The organism is Bacillus cereus group sp. BfR-BA-01316 (genome assembly GCF_022664195.1).
Classification (GTDB): Bacteria; Bacillota; Bacilli; order Bacillales; family Bacillaceae_G; genus Bacillus_A.
In genome coordinates, this window is sequence record NZ_JAKUGX010000086.1 from 1 (window position 1) to 677 (window position 677).

The following is a 677-nucleotide window of genomic DNA, read 5'->3' on the forward strand; positions in this document are numbered from 1 at the left end:
GCTACGGGCGCATATGGTGCCGAGGGCGGGGGTCGAACCCGCACGGTGGTCACCCACCGCAGGATTTTAAGTCCTGTGCGTCTGCCTGTTCCGCCACCCCGGCATGTCATACTGAAAATTGGAGCGGAAGACGGGATTCGAACCCGCGACCCCAACCTTGGCAAGGTTGTATTCTACCACTGAACTACTTCCGCAAGACATGTATGAGATATTTTATTAAAAGTGCGGGTGAAGGGAGTCGAACCCCCACGCCAAAGGCGCCAGATCCTAAGTCTGGTGCGTCTGCCAATTCCGCCACACCCGCATATTTTATTAAAAATGGTGAGCCATGAAGGATTCGAACCTTCGACCCTCTGATTAAAAGTCAGATGCTCTACCAACTGAGCTAATGGCTCGTACAATTAAAAACTGGTGCCGACTAGAGGACTTGAACCCCCAACCTACTGATTACAAGTCAGTTGCTCTACCAATTGAGCTAAGTCGGCTAAATGGTGGAGGATGACGGGATCGAACCGCCGACCCCCTGCTTGTAAGGCAGGTGCTCTCCCAGCTGAGCTAATCCTCCGAATTGCCTGGCAACGTCCTACTCTCACAGGGACAAGGTCCCAACTACCATCGGCGCTAGAGAGCTTAACTTCCGTGTTCGGTATGGGAACGGGTGTGACCTCTCTGCCATC

6 tRNA genes and 1 rRNA gene are annotated in these 677 nt (G+C 53.2%); all 7 read right to left on the reverse strand.

Annotated elements, in window-relative coordinates:
- Positions 1-14: 14 nt before the first annotated feature.
- Positions 15-103, reverse strand: a tRNA-Leu gene (locus MR071_RS25020).
- 16 nt (positions 104-119) lie between these two features.
- Positions 120-194 (reverse strand) — tRNA-Gly (locus MR071_RS25025).
- A gap of 29 nt (positions 195-223) precedes the next feature.
- Positions 224-304: transfer RNA gene (locus MR071_RS25030), tRNA-Leu, on the reverse strand.
- 15 nt (positions 305-319) lie between these two features.
- Positions 320-395: transfer RNA gene (locus MR071_RS25035), tRNA-Lys, on the reverse strand.
- Between the two features lie 14 nt (positions 396-409).
- Positions 410-485: transfer RNA gene (locus MR071_RS25040), tRNA-Thr, on the reverse strand.
- Positions 486-489: 4 nt separating this feature from the next.
- Positions 490-565: transfer RNA gene (locus tag MR071_RS25045), tRNA-Val, on the reverse strand.
- A gap of 5 nt (positions 566-570) precedes the next feature.
- Positions 571-677: ribosomal RNA gene (rrf, locus tag MR071_RS25050) — 5S ribosomal RNA — on the reverse strand; the annotation flags it as partial.